General features: G+C 68.8%; 13 protein-coding genes and 1 pseudogene. 7 read left to right on the top strand and 7 right to left on the bottom strand.

The annotated features are described in order from the left end of the window. The first annotated feature begins 37 nt into the window (after positions 1-37). Positions 38-787, top strand: a complete 750-nt coding sequence (locus ABT313_RS10635; RefSeq protein ID WP_350850905.1) for a UbiA family prenyltransferase — start codon at positions 38-40, stop codon at positions 785-787. Here the strand turns inward: ABT313_RS10635 and ABT313_RS10630 are convergent. Then, entirely contained in the window at positions 753-1,676 is a 924-nt protein-coding gene (locus tag ABT313_RS10630; protein ID WP_350850903.1) for a LysR substrate-binding domain-containing protein, read from the bottom strand. The two genes, ABT313_RS10635 and ABT313_RS10630, sit on opposite strands and share 35 nt — an antisense overlap. 125 nt (positions 1,677-1,801) lie before the next feature. On the opposite strand from ABT313_RS10630, the gene ABT313_RS10625 reads away from it, so the two are divergent. Further along, the gene (locus ABT313_RS10625) at positions 1,802-3,328 is read left to right on the top strand and encodes an MFS transporter (protein ID WP_350850902.1); all 1,527 of its coding nucleotides are present in this window, start codon (positions 1,802-1,804) and stop codon (positions 3,326-3,328) included. 113 nt (positions 3,329-3,441) lie between these two features. Here the strand turns inward: ABT313_RS10625 and ABT313_RS10620 are convergent, their stop codons facing one another. Then, positions 3,442-4,917 (bottom strand): lysyl oxidase family protein, encoded by a 1,476-nt coding sequence (locus ABT313_RS10620; RefSeq protein WP_350850900.1) that lies wholly within the window; start codon positions 4,915-4,917, stop codon positions 3,442-3,444. Between the two features lie 207 nt (positions 4,918-5,124). On the opposite strand from ABT313_RS10620, the gene ABT313_RS10615 reads away from it, so the two are divergent. Then, the gene (locus ABT313_RS10615) at positions 5,125-7,134 is read left to right on the top strand and encodes a fibronectin type III domain-containing protein (protein WP_350850898.1); all 2,010 of its coding nucleotides are present in this window, start codon (positions 5,125-5,127) and stop codon (positions 7,132-7,134) included. A 71-nt stretch (positions 7,135-7,205) separates the two neighbouring features. After that, positions 7,206-7,967: a DUF427 domain-containing protein gene (locus tag ABT313_RS10610; RefSeq protein ID WP_350850896.1), complete on the top strand. Its 762-nt coding sequence runs from the start codon at positions 7,206-7,208 to the stop codon at positions 7,965-7,967. Here ABT313_RS10610 and ABT313_RS10605 read toward each other — a convergent pair whose 3' ends face one another. Together ABT313_RS10605 and ABT313_RS10600 are read right to left on the bottom strand one after the other, a co-directional pair. Continuing rightward, positions 7,968-8,735 (bottom strand): SDR family NAD(P)-dependent oxidoreductase, encoded by a 768-nt coding sequence (locus ABT313_RS10605; protein WP_350850894.1) that lies wholly within the window; start codon positions 8,733-8,735, stop codon positions 7,968-7,970. An 8-nt stretch (positions 8,736-8,743) separates the two neighbouring features. Continuing rightward, on the bottom strand, positions 8,744-9,124 hold the full coding sequence (locus ABT313_RS10600) for a winged helix-turn-helix transcriptional regulator (protein WP_350850893.1): 381 nt from the start codon (positions 9,122-9,124) through the stop codon (positions 8,744-8,746). A 95-nt stretch (positions 9,125-9,219) separates the two neighbouring features. Between ABT313_RS10600 and ABT313_RS10595 the strand changes: the two genes are divergently transcribed. Then, positions 9,220-10,542 (top strand): nuclear transport factor 2 family protein, encoded by a 1,323-nt coding sequence (locus ABT313_RS10595; protein WP_350850891.1) that lies wholly within the window; start codon positions 9,220-9,222, stop codon positions 10,540-10,542. 132 nt (positions 10,543-10,674) lie between these two features. After that, positions 10,675-12,627 (top strand): annotated as a pseudogene (locus tag ABT313_RS10590) (SulP family inorganic anion transporter); the annotation flags it as partial. Between the two features lie 14 nt (positions 12,628-12,641). On the opposite strand, the gene ABT313_RS10585 reads toward ABT313_RS10590, so the two are convergent. Next, on the bottom strand, positions 12,642-13,472 hold the full coding sequence (locus ABT313_RS10585; protein ID WP_350850889.1) for a phosphatase PAP2 family protein: 831 nt from the start codon (positions 13,470-13,472) through the stop codon (positions 12,642-12,644). 166 nt (positions 13,473-13,638) lie between these two features. Here ABT313_RS10585 and ABT313_RS10580 point away from each other — a divergent pair, with 166 nt between their 5' ends. After that, a complete protein-coding gene (locus ABT313_RS10580) occupies positions 13,639-14,856 on the top strand; it encodes an MFS transporter (protein WP_350850887.1) in 1,218 nt (405 codons plus the stop codon). Here the strand turns inward: ABT313_RS10580 and ABT313_RS10575 are convergent. Next, positions 14,843-15,265 (bottom strand): aconitase X swivel domain-containing protein, encoded by a 423-nt coding sequence (locus ABT313_RS10575; RefSeq protein WP_350850885.1) that lies wholly within the window; start codon positions 15,263-15,265, stop codon positions 14,843-14,845. The genes ABT313_RS10580 and ABT313_RS10575 overlap by 14 nt on opposite strands. Beyond that, positions 15,262-16,476: an aconitase X gene (locus tag ABT313_RS10570; protein WP_350850883.1), complete on the bottom strand. Its 1,215-nt coding sequence runs from the start codon at positions 16,474-16,476 to the stop codon at positions 15,262-15,264. The genes ABT313_RS10575 and ABT313_RS10570 overlap by 4 nt, the downstream gene beginning before the upstream one ends. Positions 16,477-16,483: the final 7 nt, after the last annotated feature.

Raw genomic sequence — 16,483 nt, 5'->3', positions numbered from 1 at the left:
TCTGGCTCTTGCCTGCCACCCCGGGCCGACTGTGGCCGTGACCGCACTCGTCACGGCTCTCGCATGGTCGGCCGGGCGAAGTCCGGCCGGGTGTCTCCTCGTCGCAGCAACGATCCTCACCGGCCACCTCTCGATCGGCTGGAGCAATGACGCGATTGATGCCGCCCGCGACACCATTGTGAACCGCCGGGACAAGCCCGTGGTGCGCGGACTGGTGAGTCGCCGGACGCTTACGATCGGTGCCGGCATCATGCTGGTGGTCACGATCCCGGTCTCCCTTGCCAACGGACTCGCGGCCGGCCTGGTTCACCTGCTGTTCGTCGGCTGCGCCTGGGCGTACAACCTCGGCCTCAAATCGACCGCGATCTCCTGGCTCCCGTACGCCGTCGCGTTCGGCGCACTGCCCTCGTTCGTGACGCTCGGCACCGCGGACGTCTGGGCGCCGTGGTGGGCCACCGCGGCCGGCGCTCTGCTCGGTATCGGTGCCCATCTGGCAAACGTTGTGCCCGACCTGGCCGACGACCTCGCGACCGGCGTACGGGGCTGGCCGCAGCGGCTCGGGCCCTACGCGCGCCTGCTCGCTCCGCTGCCGCTCGCGCTCGCGACCGCCCTGTTGGTGATCGCGCCCGCCGGCGCGATCGGCGTCGTCGGCTGGATCGCGCTCGGCATCGTCGCGGTGCTGCTCGTCGTCATCCTGCTGTGGCGGAACGCGCCGTTCCTGGTCACGATCTCCATCGCCGCGGTCAGCGTCGTCACGCTGGTGTTGCGCGGTGACGCGCTGATCTAACCGGCGTCTGCGGGTCGAGGACGGCGTCCGGCTTCAGCGGCGCGTTGCTGCCGAGGATCGCGGCCGTCAGCGCCTCGGCCGGCTCCTTCGCGGCCCGCGGGTTCGTGATCAGCACCAGGTCGATCGGCGGCAGCTCCGGCAGGCCCGCGCTCGGCGGCGGCTCGACCAGGTCCGCCGGCATCAGCGACCGGGCGAAGATCGCGATCCCGAGCCCGGCCCGAACGGCCGCGAGTACGCCGTTGACGCCGCGCACGATGCACGTGATCCGACAGGTACGACCGGCCTGCTCGAGCGACTGCACACCGAGCGACCGGCTCAGCGACGGCGCCTGGTACGCGACGAGCGGCACCGGACCGTCGGGTGCGATCCGGGTCCCGGAGATACCGGCCCAGACGAGCGGATCACGCCGTACCAGCCGGCCGTTCGGCTCGTAGCCGCCGCCGGCGCCGTGTTTCACGTAGGCGAGGTCGAGGTGGCCGGACTCGACCCGGCGGAGCAGGTTCGGGCTCTGGGCAACGGTCAGCTCGAGGTCGATCCGCGGGTACAGCTGGCGGAAGTCGCGCAGGATCTTCGGCAGCGGGGTGAGCGCGAGGTCGTCGGTCACGCCGAACCGCAGCCGGCCGCGCAGCTCCGAGCCGGTGAAGTACCCGGCGGCCTCTTCGTGCGCGGCCAGGATGGTCCGGGCGAACCCGGCCATCGCCTCGCCGTCCGCGGTCAGGGTGACTGTGCGGGTGTCACGGACGAAGAGCGGCCGCCCGACGGCCACCTCGAGTTTGCGGACATGTTGGCTCACCGTGGGCTGCCGGATACCCAGCCGCTCCGCCGCCTGCGTGAAGCTGAGCGACTGCGCCACCGCCAGGAACGTGCGCAGCTGGTCCGGGTCGTACATCGATTCACCCCTTCATTACGTGACGCTATAAGACTAATAGGAGTAATTCGCTGGGGGAATCCAGTACCGAACCGTGAGGATGGTGGTGTCCTCCCCTGACCAGTCCACACGCGTAGGGATCGCTCTTGACCACCCGGGCCACCTCCGGTTCTGTCCCGTCCACCGATTTCCACCTCCACCGCACCACCGACCGCACCGAGCTCCGGGCCCCGCAGCGCCGCCCGGGTTTCAAGGACACCTTCAGCGCGCTGCGCGTCCGCAACTTCCGTCTCCTGGTCAGCGGACTGCTGGTCGTCTCGACCGGCGGCTGGATCCAGCGCATCGCGCAGGACTGGCTGGTGCTCACGCTCACCGGCAGCGCCACCGCGGTCGGCATCACGACCGCACTGCAGTTCACTCCCACCCTCGTGCTCGGCCTGTACGGCGGCGTCATCGCGGACCGCTTCCCGAAGCGGAAGGTCCTGCTCGCCACCCAGACCACCTTCGGATCCTGCGCCGCCGTCCTCGCGACGGTCGCGTTCACCGGCCACGTCCAGGTGTGGCACGTCTACACGATGGCGTTCGTCCTGGGCCTGGCGACCGCGGTCGACAACCCGACCCGGCAGTCGTTCGTCACCGAGATCGTCCCCCGCGACACGGTCCGGAACGCGATCAGCATGGTGTCGTCGACGTTCCAGCTCGGCAGCATGGTCGGGCCGGCGCTCGGCGGCGTACTGCTCGGCGTGCTCGGTACGCCGTGGGCCTTCGCGATCAACGCCTGCACGTTCTTCGCCTCGATCAGCGCCCTGCTGCGGATGCGCGAGAGCGAGATGCCGGGGTACCACGCTGCCCGCAAGGCGAGCGCAGGCGTCCGGATCCGGGACGGCCTGCGCGACGGCGTGCGGTACGCATTCCACGAGCCGGCCGTGCGGTGGGCGATCGCGCTCGTCGGAATCTACGGCATGTTCACGATCAGCCTGGCGGTCACGCTGACCGCCTTCGCCGACCGGGTCTTCCAGATCGGCGCCTCGGGGTACGGCATCCTGAACTCGGTCGTCGCGTTCGGTGCACTGGCGGGTGCGCTGCTCTCGGCCCGGCGCGTGCGGCCGACCCGGCTGCGCAACCTGATCGGGATCGCGTGCCTGCTGACGCTCACCGAAGTACTCGCCGCGATCCAGCCGTCGCTGTGGACCTTCATCCCGGTCCTCGCGTCGATGGGTATGGCGACCCTGATGTTCCTGACCGCGGCCCAGTCGATGGTCCAGTTGACCACTCCGGACGGCCTGCGCGGCCGGGTCTCCGGGATCTACAACCTGGTCTTCATCGGGGGCGGCGCGATCGGCGGGCCGACGGTCGGGTTCCTCGCACAGCACTTCGGGGCGCGCTCGGCGCTGCTGCTCGCCGGGCTGATCCCGGCGGTCGCGACGGTCGCGATCGGTCTGCGGCTGCGGCGGGACGGCCAGTTCCGGCTGGTCCTGGTCCGGACCAGGTCCCCGTGGCACCAGGTCCCGCTCCGGCTCAACCTGCAGCAGTCCGAGATCATGCTCGCCGCCCCGCCGGCCACTCCCATCACCCGTACGTCGCGCCCGTTCGTCCTGGGCCGTCGTCAGCACGCCCGGATGGACTCCCACCTGCGTCCGAGCCGCGCCCGCCGGCGCCCGCAACACCACTAACTCCGAGGCGGGGGCGAGCATGCTGCCTCCACTCACCCCTGCCCCGGGCCACCTTGAGCACCCGCCAACCACCTCCGACCGCGCGTCGTGGTTGGTGGGTGCCCAAAGCCGGGCTACGGCGCGGTGATCACACCGACAGGCGGGACCTGGACGGTGCGGTGATGCTTGGTGCCGCCCAGGATCACCTTGCGCAGGGCAACGTTGTTCTTCGTGTTCGACTCGTACAGGCGGTTCTCCGGGTTGGCGCTCACCTGCACGTAGTACGTGCCGTTGGCAAGGTTCGTGATGTCGAAGGACTGCCCGGGCAACGACTGCTCGTAGGTATCACCGTTGCCGACATCAAGGACCTCACGCACCGACAGCGAGCCGTGGTCGCCGCAGGCCGTGTGCAGATCGGTGTTGTACGGGTGCCAGTTGGCGTTCTTCACCGTGTAGTCGATGGCGTCCGTCGCGGCCAGGCAGAACGCCTCCTTCTGGCTCCGGACCACCTCGTTCTGCTTCGAGTTCAGCAGGCTGTAGCGGGCGAAGTCGGTGAAGTGCCAATGGTTGTGTCCGGGCCGGCCGTCCCACTCGAGCGTCCCGGTGTTCTGGTAGCCGACCTCCTTGCCGTGCGTGTCGTAGAAGTACTGGTACGCGTCCATCAGGTCCTTGCCCTGCCGCCGGAATCCGTCCAGCACCAGCGGCGATGGGCCTGCGTTCCACACGGTCGCCGAGAACTGCAGGAAGTCCTTGGCCGCGTCCGGCGTACCCTCGTCGCCCGGCGCGGCGACGATGCCCCAGGCCGGGACCGGCCGCAGGTCAGGTTTCGGCCCCTTCGGCACGCTCGCCTTCCCGGTCGGACGGGCCGCGTGAGGCTTCAGCGCCACCGAGCTTGCTGCCGCCTTCTTCGCGCCGAAACAGCCGCGGACGCACGCGTCGCCCTTCTCGATCGTCACGTTCAGCTTCACCGACGCGTCTGCCGCCGGGATCTTGAAGAAGTCCCGGTAGCCCTTGCTGACCGTGACGGTCGCCTTGTACTTGCCGTTGGCAAGCTGCACCGGATCGCTGCCGTCGTAGGTCCGCGACGACCAGCCCGTCTGCACGCCCCACACCGCGCCCTGCGTGAACGGGTTCGCCGTACAACCGTCCGGGTACGGCGAGGTCGCGGGCGCATCCGGCCGGGTCCGCGACCCTTCGCCGTTCAGGCACAGCGCCTGGTCCTTGTCGAGCACCTTCTTGCCCGCGGCATCGGTGAGCGTGATGTGCAGGAACTTCCCCAGCCCGGAGAAGTCCGTGACGAGCCCCTTCGGCAACTGCCGGGCCGGCTTGCCGTTGACGTACTGCGTCGCGACCACCGGCGAGTTGTACGACGCGCGCGTCGTCCGCACCTCGATCGGTGCGTTGCCGGCCACCACGTGCGTACCGAGGTCCAGATCGACGCCGTAGTCCGCGACGTTCTCCAATGTCACATCGGTGCTACCGGCAACCAGTTTCAGAGCAGGTCTTGCCGGACTCGACGACGCTGCCGACGCACCGGCGGCCGCGAGTGCCACCAGACCGGCCGCACCGGCCACGGCCACTGCCGCTCGGCCGAGTTTCCTTGCCTTCACGATGATGGAACCCCCTCTTGCACCCGGCCGGCGTCCTCACGAAGCCGGCCTGTTGCTGGTACGACGACGAGGCGGTGCGGCGAAGTTGATCAAGGTTCCATGGCAGTCGTGTCACAGGAAGTCACCGGCGCTGAATACTTGACTGGGTAAATTAACCCGACCTAGGCTCGGCCGCGTCCGCTCACTCCTCCCCCGGAGGAACATCGCATGTCCTTGAGACGCCCCACTCTGACCGTGCTGGCTGCCGTCGCCCTGGTGTCGACAGCAGCCGCAACCGCCCCCGCCGATGCCGCCCAGGACCACAAACCCGTCTACCCGCAGGTCGCCGCGACGCCGTACATGGGCTGGAGCAGCTGGAGCCTGCAGTCGACCAACTACCCGGGCGTCAACCCCGACGGCCCCGGCAGCTTCATCAGCGAGAAGAACATCCTCACCCAGGCGAAAGCGCTGGCCACCAAGCTCAAGCCGTACGGCTACGAGTACATCAATGTCGACGCCGGCTGGCAGGACGGCGGCGACGAGTACGGCCGCCCGGTCGCGATGGCGAAGCGGTTCCCGCGCGGGATGAAGGCGGTCGGCGACGACATCCACAAGCTCGGCCTGAAGTTCGGCATCTACACCACCGTCGGCCTGGGCACGGACGTCTACCGCGACGGCAACACGCCGATCTACGACGCGCCCGGCTGCTTCACCCGCGACATCGTCTACCCCGACCTGCGCAAGACCAACGGCTGGGACGCGGCGTACAAGATCAACTACGACAGCCCGTGCGCGCAGAAGTACGCCGACTCGATCGCGAAGCTGTTCGCGTCCTGGGGCGTCGACTTCATCAAGATGGATGGTGTCGGCCCGGGCTCGTGGAAGGGCGCGCCGGACGATCCGAACCACAACAACATCCCAGACATCCAGGCCTGGTGGCGCGCCGTGCAGAACGCCGGCCGGCCGATGCAGTACACGCTGTCCTGGTCACTTAGCCACCGGTACGCCGACGTCTGGAAGCAGAACTCGAACGGCTGGCGGATCGACACCGACGTCGAGTGCTACTGCGACACCATCGTCAAGTGGGACAGCTCGGTGAAGGCCCGCTGGTGGGACCTCCCGCAGTGGATCGACGACGCGGGCCCCGGCCATTGGAACAACCTGGACGCCCTGAACGTCGGGGTCGGCGCGATGGACGGGCTGACAGACGCCGAACGGCAGAGCTACATGACGTTCTGGGCGATCAACTCGGCGCCGCTGTTCGCCGGAGACGACCTGACCAAGCTGGACGCGTACGGCCTCAAGCTCCTCACGAACCGCGAGGTCATCGCGATCGACCAGTCCGGCAACCCGGCCCGCCCGTTGAACCAGGACCAGCTGCAGCAGGTCTGGTACGCGCACAACAAGGACGGCAGTACGACGGTCGCGCTGTTCAACCTGGCCGATTCCCCCGCCACCGTGACCGGCAATTTCGACCAGCTCGGGATCGACGGGAAGGCCACCGTCCGCGATATCTGGGCCGACCAGAACACCCGCAACGTGTCCGGCGCCGTCAGTGCGCAGCTGCCGGCTCACGGGTCGAAGCTGTACAAGATCAGCCCGAACGGCAACAGCTCGGTGCCGGCCGATCTGACCGCAACGGACGTCAGCCCGACCACGACCACGCTGACGTGGCGGCCGGTCCCGGGCGCGGCGTCGTACAAGGTGTTTGCCAATGGCAAGCAGGTTGCGACCAGCCAGGGTACGAGCGTCGTGGTGGGCGGGCTGTCGCCGCAGACGCGGTACACCTTCACCGTGCAGGGTTCCAAGGGTGGACCGAGTGCGCCGCTGACGATGTTGACATCGAAGAACGGCGGACCGGTGCGCTACGAGGCCGAGGCGTCGAGCAGCACGTTGACCGGAGATGCGAGTGTCTCCGGGTGCAGCCTGTGCTCGGGTGGCTCGAAGATCGGCAACATCGGCTACGGGTCGACGGTGACACTCAACAACATCACCGTGCCGACGACCGGGACGTACCTGGTGAAGATCGCCTACACCGACGGCGACACCAGCCGGCAGAGCATGCTCACGGTCAACGGCGCCGACACGTACTGGGCCAACTACAGCGGTCTCGGCGACAACGACTGGGGTACGCCGCAGGTGACCTACCTGCCGATGAAGCTGACCGCCGGGGCAAACTCGATCAAGGTCAGCAACCCGAACGGCTACATCGCCGACATCGACTGGATCACCGTCTAGTCGCCGGCTGATCCGTCCGAAAGACTGCGGGGCCGGCACCACCAGGGCCGGCCCCGCGTTTTACTGGATCCATGAGCGCCTACCCCGAACCCCTGATCCCGCCCGGCGGTACCGCACCGGTCCCGCGGCGGATCCGCGCGATGCTCGACGACCGCGTCGTCCTCGACACGACGGACGCGATCTACCTGTGGGAGTTCCCGCCGTACCCGCAGTACTACATCCCGCTCGGCGACGTCGCCGACGGCGTACTGGCCGACACCGGCGACACGAAGACCTTCGGGCACGGCGTCGCCCGCGTGCACAACGCCGGATCGGGCCATGCCTGGGTGTACGACGACGGAGTCGCAAAGGACCGCGTCCGGTTCCAATGGGACGCGCTCGACCGCTGGTTCGAGGAAGACGAGGAAGTCTTCGTCCATCCTCGCAACCCGTACTCGCGGGTCGACGCGATCAACTCCAGCCGCCGGTTCGAGGTGGCCGTGGACGGCATCACGCTCGCCGCGTCGGGCTCGGCGGTCATCGTCTTCGAGACCGGGCTACCGCCGCGCTACTACTTCCCGAAGACGTCGGTCCACCTGGAGCACCTCACCCCGTCCGAGACCGTCACCGCCTGCCCGTACAAGGGCCGGACCTCGGAGTACTGGTCCGTGCCCTCGGTCGCGGACGTCGCCTGGTCCTACGACTTCCCGACGGCGCCGCTGCTGCCGATCGCAGGCCATGTCGCCTTCTTCAACGAGAACGTCGACATCACGATCGACGGCGTACTCCAGGAACGCCCGATCACCCCGTTCTCGAACCCGGGCGCCCGGCCGACCGACGGAGCCGTGCGCTGATCAGATGCCTGCCGTGGTGGCGCCGTCCATCGTGACGATCGAGGCGGTGACGTAGCTCGCCAGCGGGGAGGCGAGGAAGACGGCGACGTTCGCGACCTCTTCGGGTTCGCCGAAGCGGCCCATCGGTACGTCGCGGACCATCTCGGCGAGGAGCTCGTCCTTCGGCTTGCCGGTCGCGCGGACCGCGGCCTCGAGCCCCTCGTCGACGCGGTTGGTCCGGGTCGTGCCCGGGTTGATCACGTTCACTCGCACGCCGTTGGCGGCGTACGCCTTGGCGTAGCCGACCGACGCCAGCATCAGCGCCGCGTTGGCCGCGCCGCCGCCGATGTGCAGCGGGTTCGCAGCCCGGCCGCCCTGGCCGACGACGTTCACGACCGCGCCGCTACCGCGCTCGGCCATCCCGCGGATGACCGCCTCGGTCGCGTGCATGTAGGTGAAGTACTTCGCCTCCATCGCCGCATGCAGCGCCGTGCTGTCCAGCTCGTCCACCGGAGTGCGCCGGGCCGCGCCCGCGCAGTTGATCAGGATGTCCGGTACGCCGATCCGCTCGAACACGGCCTTCGTCGCGTCCGGGTCGGTCAGGTCGAGCGCTTCCACCGCGAACGTCAGATCCGGGAACTGCTCCTGCGCCTTGGCCAGATTCGCGGGATCACGGGAGATGCCTGTCACCGTCGCACCCTCCCGCGCGAGCAGTTCGACGCAGGCAAGGCCGATGCCCTTGCTGGCTCCGGTGACGACCGCGGTCTTCCCGGTCAGTTGCAGATCCACGTGACTCCTCAGGTATTGGCGTCGTACTCCTTGCGGGCCGCGGCGATCTCGTCCATGTGGTCGTAGGCCCACGTGCGCATCGTCGCGACGGCCGCAGCCAGACTCAGGCCGAGCGGCGTCAGCGTATAGGTCACCGTCACCGGAACGGTAGGAACAACGTCACGCCGGACGACGCCGTCGCGCTCGAGGTGGCGCACCGTCTGGGTGAGCATCTTCTGGGTGATGCCCTCGATGATCGATTTGAGCTGTCCGGAGCGCAGCGTGCCGTCCTTCTCGAGCGTGCTGATCACCAGCATCGTCCACGTGTCGCCGATCCGGCTCAGCACCTGACGTGTCGGGCAAGCGCCCTTGGTGACATCCCATTTGTCTCTGACCTGGTCGGTATCCATTGGGTGCCTATAGCAGTCGTAAGTGCGGTCTTTCGGGCCGCCACGACCCGCCCCTAACGTCGCTACCAAAGTCTAGTCGAAAGAGCGGAACTTCGATGCGGTCAATTGTTGCGGTGGACACCGGAAAGGTCGGGCTCGCGGAGGTCGACGAGGTCCGGCCGGGCGGGAGCGAGATGGTGATCGAGGTAGCCGCGTTCTCGATCAACCGCGGCGAGACGTTCCAGCTCGAGCAGCCGCGCGACGGTTGGCGGCCGGGCAAGGACGTCGCCGGTCGGGTGCTCGCGGCGGCACCGGGCGGTCCGCCGGTCGGCAGCCGGGTGGTCGCGCATCTGCCGCACTCCGGCTGGGCCGAGCGCGTGGTCGCGCCGGCCGCGCAGGTCGCAGTACTGCCGGACGACATCTCGTTCGAGCAGGCCGCCGCGCTTCCGCTCGCGGGGCTGACGGCGCTGCGGTTGCTGCGTACGGCGGGCAGCGTGATCGGGCGACGGATCCTGCTGACCGGCGCATCCGGCGGTGTCGGGCACTACTTCACCGAGCTCGCGGCCGGCGCCGGCGCGATCGTCACGGCAGTTGTCTCGTCCCCGGCTCGCGGCGCCCGACTGCTCGAACTCGGTGCCGAAGACCTCGTGTACGACGTCGCCGCGGCCAGCGGGCCTTTCGACCTCGTCCTCGAGTCCGTCGGCGGCGAGAGCCTTCCGATCGCGTTGTCGAAGCTGGCTCCCGGCGGCGACCTGATCTGGTTCGGCGAAGCCAGCCGGCAACCGGTCACGCTCGACTTCTTCGACTTCTTCACCGCTGCCGAGGCCGCGCGGATCCGGCACTTCCACTACGTCCACGGCCGTGACGACCAGGACCTCGCGACGCTCGTCCGGCTGGTCTCGGCGGGCCGCCTGCACCCGGAGCTCGGCCGCGTCGAGGACTGGTCCCGGACCGACGCCGTACTCGACGACCTGCGCAACCGCCGCATCCGCGGCAACGCCGTACTCACCCTGCACGAGGAGGAACCGCTGATGCGCGACCCGAGGACCGTTGTCACCCGCTACGTCGAGGCGGTGGCAGCCGGGGATCTGCCGACGATCCGGGCGAGCTTCGCACCGGACGTGGTCTGGACCTATCCGGGCGATCTGCCGCTGTCCGGTGACTGGAAGGGACGCGACCTGGTCGTCGACGATTTCCTCGGCGCGGCCGCCGGCAACCTCTTCGCTCCGGGTACGCCGGTGACGATCGAGCTGGTCAACGTGATCGCCGACGGCGAGCAGGTGCTCGCCGAATGGACCGCTTGCGCGACCGCTCGGGCGGGCGGTGCCTACAGCAACAAATGTGCAGGAGTCTTCACTGTTCGGGACGGGCTGATCGTCGCGGTCCGCGAGTACCTCGACACCGACCACGCGCGCCGCGTCCTGTTCCCGGCCGAGTAGATGCTCTGAGCAAATATCAGCGCTGGTGCGGGCTTGATCGGGTCAGTACAGTGGGTAACCAGATCGACACTCTTTGTTTCGACGCCTGATGCCCGAGCAGTTGCCCTGAGCACCGACGCCGGAGGACCACCCGTGCCGACCTCTTCATCTCCCAAGCTCTGGAAGACCATCCTGCACCACGACCTCCCTGCGTCGCTCGTGGTCTTCCTGATCGCAATACCCCTCTCGTTAGGGATCGCTGCCGCCTCCGGCGCACCGCTGATCGCCGGCCTGGTGGCCGCTGTGGTCGGCGGAGTCGTCGCGGGTGCGCTCGGCGGATCCCCTTTGCAAGTCAGCGGTCCGGCCGCCGGTCTGACCGTGGTCGTCGCCGGCCTCGTCACCCAGTTCGGCTGGGCCGCGACCGCCGCGATCACCTGCGCCGCCGGTGCCCTGCAGATCCTGCTGGGCGTCACCCGCATCGGGCGGCTGGCGCTCTCACTGTCCCCCGCTGTCGTGCACGGCATGCTCGCCGGGATCGGCGTGACGATCGCTGTCCAGCAGCTGCACGTCGTGCTCGGCGGCAAGGCGCAGAGCACGCTGATCGACAACGTGATCGCGCTCCCCGCGCAGCTGATCACGCACCACGGGCATTCCGTTGCCGTCGGCATCTTGACGGTCGCGGTCGTGCTCGCCTGGCCCAGGATCCCCAGAGCCAAGGTGATTCCGGCGCCGTTGGTCGCCGTGGTCGCGGTGACCGCGCTGGCCGCGGTCTGGATGCCCGACGTGACCCGGGTCGACCTGCCGGACCATCCGCTGCAGAGCCTGATCCTGCCGGCGATGCCCGAAGGCACGCCGATCGAGATCGTCACCGCAGTGCTGACCGTTGCCTTGGTCGCCAGTGTCGAGTCGTTGCTGTCGGCTGTTGCCGTTGACAAGCTTCATCGCGGCAACCGGAGCAACCTCGATCGCGAGCTGATCGGCCAGGGCGCGGCGAACGCACTGTCCGGCGCCCTCGGCGGCATGCCGGTCACCGGCGTGATCGTCCGCTCGTCCACGAACGTCGCAGCCGGCGCGCGGACCCGGGCGTCCGCGATCATGCACGGCTTGTGGATCGCGGCGTTCGTGCTCGCGGCCGGAGCGATGCTCGAGCTGATCCCGATGGCCGCGTTGGCCGGCGTACTGCTCGTCACCGGGTTGCGTCTCGTGCAGCTCGCTCACATCCGCACGCTGCGCAGGCACGACGAGTTGCTCGTGTACGTCGTGACAGCGGTCGGCGTCGCCGCGCTCGGACTCGCGGAAGGCGTCCTGCTCGGCCTGGTGCTCGCGGTCGTACGCGTGCTGTACCGGCTCGCCCGCGCGACGGTCACGGCGACCGAGTCGAACGGCGTGTGGACCGTCCGGATCCGCGGCACGCTGGTGTTCCTCGGGGTCGCGTCACTCGTGCGGACGTTGCGGTCGATTCCCGTCGGCGCGACGGTGCGGGTCGAACTGACCGTGGATCATCTCGACCACGCGGCGTACGAGGCGATCGAGGACTGGCGGCGGGGGCACATCGCCCGCGGCGGCGTCGTCGAGCTGAATCGCGCTCGATCCGGGCGGCCGATGCTGGACGGCGTCCGCGAGTTCGAGGCGTCGGCCGACGAGATCCGGCCGCTGCTCGCGAAACTGGCGGCCGAGGGACAACGCCCGGAGCATCTGTTCATCACCTGCGCGGACTCGCGGATCGTGCCGACGATGATCACCACGAGCGGCCCCGGCGACCAGTTCTGCGTGCGGAACATCGGGAACCTGGTGCCGCCGAAGGGTTCGAACAGCAGCTCGGTCGACGCCGCGATCGAGTACGCGGTCGACGTACTCGGCGTGAAGTCGATCGTGGTCTGCGGCCATTCGTCCTGCGGCGCCGCCGCGGCCGCGCTCGCCGCCGACATACCCGAGGGCTCCGGCCTGGAGAGCTGGCTGCGCCACCTCGAGCCGTCGGTACGGCGTGCGGTCGCGCTGCCCGACATCATCGATCCGGCCACCGGCGTGAAGCTCTCGCCCGCGGACAAGCTGTCGGTCGCGAACGTCGCCGTACAGCTCGAGAACCTGCGGAGTTTCGCGTGTGTCCGGGAAGCCGAGGCTCAGGGCCGGCTCGAACTGATCGGGCTCTGGTTCGACATCGGCGCCGCCGCGGCCAGGCTGGTGCTCGAACGCGAGCCTTTCCTCGTCCGCGCCGACGACGAACTGTCGAAGATCAGGAGCAGCGGGACAGCGAGCGCTATCGCGACCAGGCCGTCCAGCCAGTAGTGGTTCGCGGTGACTACGACGACCGTGAAGGTGAGCAGCGGATGTGCGATCCACAGCCAACGCCACCGTGACCGCGTCGCGCGGATCAGGAACACCGCGACCATCAACGCCCAGCCGACGTGCAGGCTCGGCATCGCCGCGAACTGGTTCGCGACCCCCGAGTGCGTGCTCGGTCCGTAGACCGACTGGCCGAGCAGCACTCCCGTGTCCACCCAGCCCGGCATCATCCGCGGCGGAGCGAGCGGGAAGAGCATGTGCCCGATCAGCGCCAGCCCGGTCAGTGACGCGAGCGCCCAGCGCGCCTTCCCGTACTCGGCCGGGCGGCGGATCATCAACCAGAGCAGGACCATCGCGGTCAGCGGGAAGTGCACGGTCGCGTAGAACAGGTTCGCGACCCTAGCGAGTCCGTCGATCTGCAGCGCGTGATGCTGCACCGTCGCCTCGCTCGGCAGCCCGAGCCATGCCTCCCAGCGGATCAGCTCGTGGGCGTGCCTGAAGGCCGACCCCGAATGCTCCGCCGACAGGAACCGTCCGAGGTTGTAGACCCCGAACAGGATCGCCAGCAGCGCCACCTCGCGCACCACCCGCCAGATCCCACCACCACGACTCTGCCCCAGCTCCGGGAGTGCGGGTTGCCCCACCCGGTCCAGAGTCATCTGCGCCATGCCGACCCCCAGCTCAAACCGAACGCTCGTTCTCTGAAATTCCACCTTGCGCCTCGGGCCTGCGCGAGATCAAGAACGGTCATTCGTTTTGCACTGTGATCCTCGACTCACACCGCTGGGATATTGGCTGGCGCCGCTGCGTGGTTCCCCGGAAGGATCACCGGGCATGGAGACGGTCTTCATCCGCTGGACCTGGCTGCGCGCGGTCCTGCACAACGGATGGTGGCTGGTCACGAGCGTCTACCTGGTCGTCGACGCCGGCCTCTCCCCGGCCCAGCTGGTGCTGATCGGGTCGGTGCAGAGTGCGTTCGCGCTCGTGTTCGAAGTACCGGCCGGTGTCATCGCGGACACGATCAGCCGCAAGTGGTCGCTCGTCATCTCCCAGGTGCTGATGGGTACGGCGATGCTCGCGACCGGGCTGTTCGAGTCGTTCCCGGCGCTACTCGCGACCCAGGTGCTGTGGGGGATCTCGTGGACGTTCGCGAGCGGGTCGGACGTCGCGCTGATCACCGACGAGCTCGATCGGCCGGACCGGATCAACCTCGTCCTGACCCGCGCCGCCCGCGCCCAGCTGACCGGCGCCGCGACCGGCCTGATCGCCCTCGGTCTACTCGCCTGGGCGACTCGCCGCGACGTCACGATCGTGGTCGCCGGCGTCGCGATGATGTCGCTCGCGCTGTACGTCGCCTTCCGCTTCACCGAGCACAACTTCGAACTCGCTCCGCTCGGCGGCGTGGTGGGGGTCCCGACGTGGACGGCCCGCTGGTCGACGTCGTGGACCACCTTCGTCCGCGGAGTCACACTCGTACGCCGGAGTCGCGCGATCCTGCTGATCTTCGCCGCGACGTTCCTCGTCAACGGCGCCTCGGACGCGGCCGGCCGGCTGACCCAGAAGCAGCTGATCGACCTCGGTCTGCCGCCGTCGATCCTGTGGTTCACGGCACTCGGCGTGGTCGGGCTGGTCGTCGGCGCACTCGTACTCCGGCTCGTCACGAACCGCATCAACGGCAGCCACGCCGCGACTGACTACGCGCTGGCGGCACTCGTCGGCGTACTCAGCATGCTCCTGCTCGGATTCGCCCGGGACCCGGTCGTCGGCGCGATCGCCGTCGTACTCCTGAACGGCATCGTCACCCCGCTGACGCGGGTCATCAGCACGATCTGGATCAACACCCGCACGACCGCGGACATCCGCGCGACCACCCACTCGTTCCTCGCCCAACTCGAGTACCTCGGCGAGATCGTCTGCGGGGTGACCATCTCGACACTCGCCGGCCTCACCACGCTCCCGATCGCCCTCGCCGGCTGCGCAGTCCTCTTCGCAGCAACCGCAGTACTCATGCGTCAGCCGACCGGCGACCGGCGACCGTCTACACCGGGGTGAATGTAGTCCAGGTGATGGTTGCCTCGGTCGGTGTGGCGGAGACGTGCAACTGCGCGTGGTCCGGGATGGCGTCGTACGGTGCGACGACGACAGGCAGGTTGAGGTTGTAGAGCTCGGCGGCGACGAGGGCGCCGAGCGGGATGATCGGGTCGGCGCGGGCCAGGATGATCGCGGCGGGCGCCGTACGGGCGCGGATCTGTTCGGCCAGAACGCTGCTGGCTGAGCTGGAGCCGCGGCCGGACTCCATCATCAGGATGCGACCGGTGAGGACGGCGCCGCATTGCGGGTGATGGGCGTCGACGATGCGGCCTTGCTCGTCGGTTCCGCCCCAGAACGAGAGCGGTGCGGTGAGCCGGATCGGCTCGCCGGTCGCCGTACCGGGGTGGAGGGTGCGGCCGTGGATGATCACTCGAAGACGACCTGACCGGCGCGGGCCGACGCGACGCACTCGGCCAGCGAGCCGAGGACCGCGTTGACGTTGATGTTTCCGGGTGCGTAGTGCGCCCACTTGCCGGAGTTCGTCATCACGTTCTTCCAGTCGGGCGAGAGGATCGCCGTGACGTACGTGCAGGTGTCGACGACCACGGTCACGCCGGCGTTCTCCAGGATCTCCAGCTCGGCGCCCAGGAGCCGCTCTCGCGTGTGACGGTTGGTCGACAGGTAGAACGGCACCTTCAACGGCGGCCCGTCTTTCAACAGCTGCGCGAGTCGCACACATTCGGCGTACGACGCGTGCGGCGTACCGACGCTCACCGCATCGAGCTCGCCGGTCGTCGACAGGTCCCGCCTGACCCGCTGCAGCGTGTCGAGCTCGACCTCGCGCACCGGAAGGCCGGCGAACTCGCGCGGCGCCTCCGGCGTGACGCCGACCGCGTGGAACAACGCGACTCCACCAGCCGACGCGGCGGCCGCACCCAGCGCCTTCAGGTCGTCCTCGGTCACATCCTCCGGAATCCCCACCAGCACAGGGATTCCGGCACCGACCACGGACCCGATGTGGTGCCCGAGCAACGGATACACCAGCTCCGAACGCAGGAAATCCCCCAGCGGCCGGCAGTCGAACACCACGGTCCCCCGCCGCGCCTCGGTGGTCTGCAATCCGGCGTACGGCGCCCGGCCGGTGATCGCCGCGCAGACGTCGAGGAAGTCGCCGTACCGATCCGTCCGGGCACCCAGGACCGAGTTCGCGAACACGATCGCGTTCGACTCCGCCCACGCGATGTGCTCGCCGAGTCCGGGCCGGTTCGGGAGCTGGTACGGCGCGCACGTGAAGGTCTGCGTACAACCGAGGTCGACGTACGCTGCCATCAGCTCACGCCCTGCGGCTGCCAACTCCGGATCGCGGACGAGGCCTGGGTGGACGAGGTCCGTCGAGCCGACGTTCAGCGTGGTCGGGACGCGTACGCGGGCACCCAGGTCGACGAGGCGGTGCGCGAAGTCGAGGCTGACCTGACCGTGGTACAGGCACGAGTCGACATGCGCCGACGTGATCTCGACGAGGCGCGGCGCGTCCGAGATCCGCGCCTGCCCGACGATCACCCGCATCGCCAGCGCGACGCCGCCCCCGTCCCGACCGCCGAGCATCGCCTCTTCCTCGGCGGTCAGATGCAGAGTCGGCATGCTCCGA

The organism is Kribbella sp. NPDC000426 (genome assembly GCF_040300265.1).
Taxonomy (GTDB): domain Bacteria; phylum Actinomycetota; class Actinomycetes; order Propionibacteriales; family Kribbellaceae; genus Kribbella.
This window is presented reverse-complemented; position numbering and strand designations above follow the sequence as displayed.